This is a genomic window from Cupriavidus sp. 05N40, from assembly GCF_056397305.1.
The window spans coordinates 1-5,599 of sequence record NZ_JBFTND010000316.1 but is presented as its reverse complement, the minus strand read 5'-3'; the positions used below and the strand labels follow the sequence as shown (position 1 = coordinate 5,599).

The following is a 5,599-nucleotide window of genomic DNA, read 5'->3' as shown; positions in this document are numbered from 1 at the left end:
GCCGCCATCCTCGACGACGTGGGCCTTGGCCGCGCCGCCGGCGGGCGCTATCCGCATGAGTTTTCCGGCGGCCAGCGCCAGCGCATCGCGATTGCGCGCGCACTGGTGCTGCGCCCCGAGCTGGTGATCTGCGACGAGCCAGTCTCGGCGCTGGACGTGTCGATCCAGGCCCAGATCCTGAACCTGCTGGCGGACCTGAAGGCCGAGCATGGCCTGACCTACCTGTCTATCTCGCACGACCTGTCGGTGGTGCGCTATATCGCCGACCGCATGTGCGTAATGCAGGCCGGACGCATCGTGGAAAGCGGCACGCCCGATGCGCTGTGGGCCAGCCCGCGGCACCCGTACACGCGCTCGCTGCTGGCCGCCGTGCCGGGCACCGCGCGGCCGTGCCGCGACGATGCGCCGGCACCGCCGCAACTGGCGCTGGCCGGCTGATTCGATTCCATTCCGTCTGACTTCGTTTTCCTGCGCTACGCCTTCGCTGCACCTTCGCCGCTTTCATCGCGCCGCTTTCGTTCCTTCGCCCTTTCCAACATTCCGCCTTCCGGCCTCACAGACGCCCCATGACCGCTCCAGACCGCGCCATCGCCGATCCGTCCTCCGCTGCCGACGCAGCCTCTCCCGGCACCGCCGACCTGCAGAGCCCGCAGCGCCGACAATGGCTGGGCGCCGGCGGCGCGCTGCTGGCCGGCGGCCTGTTCGGCGGCCTGTTGCCCGAGGCACAGGCCCTGACCAAGTCCGCGCCGAATACCGAGCAAGGCGCTCAGCGCGGCGGCGCGCTCGATGCCGTGGTGCACCCCGAGCCGCCCACGCTGGCCTTCTTCATCAATACGTCGACCCCGGGCCGCACGGTGGTCAGCAAGATCTTCGACGGCCTGCTCGACTACGGCCCCGACCTCAAGCCGCGCCCGCAACTGGCCGAGAGCGTGGACGTCTCGCCCGATGGCCTGACCGTGCGCATCAAGCTGCGCCGCAATGTGCTGTGGCATGACGGCAAGCCCTTCGGCGCCGCCGACGTGAAGTTCTCCGCCGAGCAGATCTGGTCCAGGTACGCGCCGACCGCGCGGCGCGTGTTCCAGCACCTGCGCAAGGTGGAGACGCCCGACAACTACACCGTGGTGCTCACGCTGGCCAAGCCGACCCCGGTGATCCTCAACGCGCTCGACGTGGTGGCCGCGCCGGTGCTGCCGCGCCATCTCTACGAAAACACCGACATCCCCAACAACCCGTACAACAACAAGCCGGTCGGCACCGGCCCCTTCGTCTTCAAGGAGTGGGTGCGTGGCCAGCACATCGCACTGGAGCGCTTCGACAAATACTGGGCGCCGGGCCTGCCTTACCTTGACAAGCTCACCTTCAAGATCATTCCCGACGTGGCCGGCCGCGCCACCGCGCTGGAAACCGGCGCGGTGCAATACGGCGAGCGCAACCCGGTGACCTTCGCCGATGCCGACCGCCTGGCCAAGTCGCCCAACCTGGTGGTCAGCACCGAGGGCTACAACGGCTTTGCCGGCTGGCTGTGGCTGATCCCCAACCTGCGCGACCCCATCATCGGCAAGCTCCAGGTGCGCCAGGCCATCCTGCACGCGATCAACGACCAGGCGCTGGTCAAGACCGTGTGGGGCGGCTACGCGGAACCCGCCACCGGGCCGGTGTCCTCGCTGCTCAAGACCTTCTACACGCGCGACACCAGGCAATACCCATACGACCGCAAGAAGGCCGAAGCCCTGCTCGACGAAGCCGGCTTCCCGCGCAAGGCCGACGGCTGGCGTTTCAAGCTGGACCATGACTACATCCCCTTCGGCGACGATTACCGCCGCACCGGGGAGTTCGTGCGCCAGTCGCTGCGCGCGGTGGGCATCGACGTGAACCTGCGCGGCCAGGACCTGCCCACCTGGACCAAGAACGTCTTCAGCGACTACAACTTCCAGCTGGTCAGTTCCTGGGGCATCAACTGGCAGGACCCGCAGATCGGCGTCGAGCAGCACTACTGGTCCAAGGCCGAATCGAAGGGCACGCCGTGGCAGAACGCCTCCGGCTACGCCAGCCCGGAAGCGGACCGCCTGCTCGAAGCGGCCCAGGTGGAACCCGACCCGGCGCGCCGCGTGCGGCTCTACCAGGATTTCCAGAAGCTGGCCCAGCAGGACCTGGCGCTGCTCAACCTGTTCGAGTTCCGCTGGTTCGGCGTGTGGGACAAGCGCCTGCGCAACGTCACCGACACCTTCGACCACAGCCAGAGCAATTTTGCCCGGGTCTGGCTGGCCGCCAAGTAAAGCGAGGACGCCGTGCGCATAGCCAGATCCCTGCTCAGGTCGCTGCTCAGGCGCCTGCTGCAACTCCTGGGCGTGGTGTTCGCCACCGCCGTGCTGGACTTCGCCCTGCTCAAGGCGCTGCCGGGCGACCTGGTCGACGTGATCGCCAGCGAGAGCGGCAACGTGCCGCCCCAGTACGTGGCACAACTGCGCCAGCTCTACGGGCTGGACCGCAGCCTGCCGGAACAACTGCTGGCCTACCTGGGCCGCATCGCGCAGGGTGACCTGGGCTACTCGTTCCGCTTCGGCGAGCCGGTGCTCAACCTGCTGCTGGACCGGCTCGGCCCCACGCTGGCGCTGGTCGGCGCGGCGCTGCTGCTGTCCACGCTGGCCGGCGTGCTGCTGGGCGTGGCGGCGGCGCGGCGCCCGCACGGGCTGACCGACACCGTGCTGTCGGCGCTGGCCACGGTGGGCTATTCGGCACCGATGTTCTGGACTTCGCTGATGCTGATCGTGCTGTTCGGCGTACAGCTCGAATGGCTGCCGGTAGGCGGCCTGCGCGAGGTCAACGCCGGCTACCACGGCGTGCAACTGTGGCTGGATTACCTGCGGCACCTGGCGCTGCCGGTGCTGACGCTGGCGATCTACTACGTGGCGGTGTACGCGCGGCTGGCGCGCGCCGCCATGATCGAGACGCTGGCCGAAGACTACATCCGCACCGCGCGTGCCAAGGGCGCGCGCGAGCACCAGGTGATCTTCCGCCATGCGCTGCGCAACGCGCTGCTGCCGGTGGTCACCATGCTGGGCGTGCAGAGCAGCGCCCTGCTGGGCGGCTCGATCGTGGTGGAGACGGTGTTCGCCTGGCCCGGCCTCGGACAGTTGTCGTTCGAAGCCATCAAGAGCCGCGACATCCCGGTGCTGCTGGCCGTGCTGATCTGCAGCGGCGTGCTGGTGGTGCTGGCCAACGTTCTCGTGGATCTGGCGCAGGCCGCGCTCGATCCGCGCGTGCGCCGCGCGGCCTCGCCGGCGCGCCCGCCTGCATCCGCTACCGGGAGCGCCGCATGAAACGCTGGTACCTGCAACCTTCGATCTGGCTCGGCGGCATCGTGCTGCTGGTGGTGGCCGCGGCCGCCGCGCTGGCCGGCGTGCTGTTCCCCGACGACCCGCTCGACATGGTGGGCGCGCCCTACACCTGGCCCGGCGCCGGTCCCGCCACGCCGCTCGGCACCGACCTGATGGGCCGCGACCTGCTGGCCGGGCTGGCGCACGGCGCGCGCGTGTCGCTGCTGGTGGGCGTGTCGTCGGCGCTGGTGGCGCTGGCCATCGGCGTCACGGTGGGCGCCGTGGCCGGCTTCTACCGCGGCCGCACCGACGCCGTGCTGAGCCGCATCACCGAGTTCTTCCAGACCATCCCGGCCTTCCTGCTGGCCATCATCCTGGTGGCGGTGCTCAAGCCCACGCTGGGCACCATCGTGTTCGCGCTCGGCGTGACCTCGTGGACCAGCGTGGCGCGGCTGGTGCGCGCGGAATTCCTGTCGCTGCGCGAGCGCGAGTACGTGCGCGCCGCGGTGGCGGTGGGCGCCGGCGACGTGCACCTGATCTTCCGCGAGATCCTGCCCAACGCCTGGACGCCGATCATCGTCTCCACCGGGCTGCTGGTGGCCAACGCCATCCTGTCCGAGGCCGGGCTGGCCTTCCTCGGCCTGGGCGACCCCAATGTGGTGAGCTGGGGCTCGATGATCGGCCTGGGCCGCGACGCCCTGCGCACCGGCTGGTACATGACCGCCATCCCCGGGCTGGCGGTAGTGCTGACCGTGCTTGCGCTCAACCTGCTCAGCGATGGCCTTCAGGCCGCCCTCAATCCTCGCCTGCGCCGCGTCCGCACCACGGCGCCGGCCTAGCTTTTCCTTTCCTCGACTGCCATGACCCGACTGTCAGATTTTCCTGCTTCCGCCCTGCCGGCCGCGCCGGCGCGCCTGCCCGACCCCGAGCGCGTGCGGCGCATCGCCACCGACGCCCAGGCCCTCGAGGCCGCGCGCGATCTTGCCACCCGCTTCGCAGAGGGCGCGTCCGGGCGCGACCGCACGCGCCGCCTGCCATGGGAAGAACTGGACCTGTGGTCCGAGAGCGGCCTGGGCGGCATCACGGTGCCGCGCGCCTACGGCGGCGCCGAGGTGTCCTACGCCACGCTGGCCGAGGTCTTCGTGATCCTGTGCGCGGCCGATCCGGCGCTGGGCCAGATCCCGCAGAACCACTTCGGCCTGCTGGGCGTGCTGCGCGAAGCCGGCTCCGCGGCGCAGAAGCGCCGCTTCTACAGCGAGGTGCTGTCCGGCGCGCGGCTGGGCAACGCCGGCCCGGAACGCCGCTCCGAGCATAGCCCGGACGTGCTGCAAGGCACCACGCGCTTGAGCGAGACGCCGCAGGGCCTGCGCCTGAACGGCCGCCGCTTCTATTCCACCGGCGCGCTGTTCGCGCACCGCGTGCCGGCGCGCGCGCTCGATGCGCAGGGCCGCGCGGTGCAGGTGTGGTCGCCGCGCGAGGCGCGCGGCCTGTCCATCGTGGACGACTGGTCCTCCTTCGGCCAGCGCACCACCGCCAGCGGCGGCGTGGTGTTCGACAACGTGCCGGTCTCGCCCGACGACGTGCTGCCGGTGTGGCAGCTGGCGGAGCGCCCCGGCCTGTACGGCGCCACCTCGCAACTGATCCAGGCCGCCATCGACCAGGGCATCGCAGAGGCCGCGCTGGCCGACGCCATTGCCTTCGCGCGGCAGTACGCGCGCCCGTGGATCGACTCCGGCCTGGAGCACGCCACCGACGACCCCCATCTCATCGCCGACGTGGGCCGCCTGCAGATCGATGTGCACGCCGCGCGCGAAGTGCTGCTCGAAGCCGGCCGCGCGCTGGACGCCATCGCCGCCGCGGCCGCGCCGCAGGGGCCGGACGCCGAGGCCAGCGCACGCGCTTCGGTCGCCGTGGCCGAGGCCAAGGTGCTGACCACCGAGGCCGCGCTTGCCGCCAGCGAAAAGCTGTTCGAGCTGGCCGGCTCCTCCGCCACGCGCGCGCGCCACAACCTCGACCGCCACTGGCGCAACGCGCGCACCCACACGCTGCACGACCCGGTGCGCTGGAAGACCCACCTGATCGGCAACTACTACCTCAATCACGTGCTGCCCGCGCGCCACTCCTGGAACTGACATGTCCTTGCTACTTACCCCGGTTCCCGCCGACGACAGCCCCGCCAGCCGCCCCGCGCCCGCCGCGCCGCCGGCGCAGGCGCCCGCCCTGATCCGCGACGACGCCGACGCCATCGCCACCGCACGCCGGCTGGCCGCGCAGTTCGCGCC

5 protein-coding genes are annotated in these 5,599 nt (G+C 70.8%); all 5 read left to right on the top strand.

The window, feature by feature from the left end:
* Positions 1–438 (top strand): ATP-binding cassette domain-containing protein (locus AC1DO7_RS38850; protein ID WP_477117389.1); only part of this gene is annotated, 438 nt, incomplete at its 5' end.
* 128 nt (positions 439–566) lie between these two features.
* Positions 567–2,276, top strand: coding sequence for an ABC transporter substrate-binding protein (locus AC1DO7_RS38845; RefSeq protein ID WP_441615618.1), 1,710 nt, complete (start codon positions 567–569; stop codon positions 2,274–2,276).
* 12 nt (positions 2,277–2,288) lie between these two features.
* Positions 2,289–3,320, top strand: a complete 1,032-nt coding sequence (locus tag AC1DO7_RS38840; RefSeq protein WP_441615616.1) for an ABC transporter permease — start codon at positions 2,289–2,291, stop codon at positions 3,318–3,320.
* Positions 3,317–4,156, top strand: coding sequence for an ABC transporter permease (locus tag AC1DO7_RS38835; RefSeq protein WP_441615614.1), 840 nt, complete (start codon positions 3,317–3,319; stop codon positions 4,154–4,156). Before AC1DO7_RS38840 ends, AC1DO7_RS38835 begins: the two co-directional genes overlap by 4 nt.
* 21 nt (positions 4,157–4,177) lie before the next feature.
* Entirely contained in the window at positions 4,178–5,449 is a 1,272-nt protein-coding gene (locus tag AC1DO7_RS38830) for an SfnB family sulfur acquisition oxidoreductase (RefSeq protein WP_441615612.1), read from the top strand.
* Positions 5,450–5,599 lie beyond the last annotated feature (150 nt).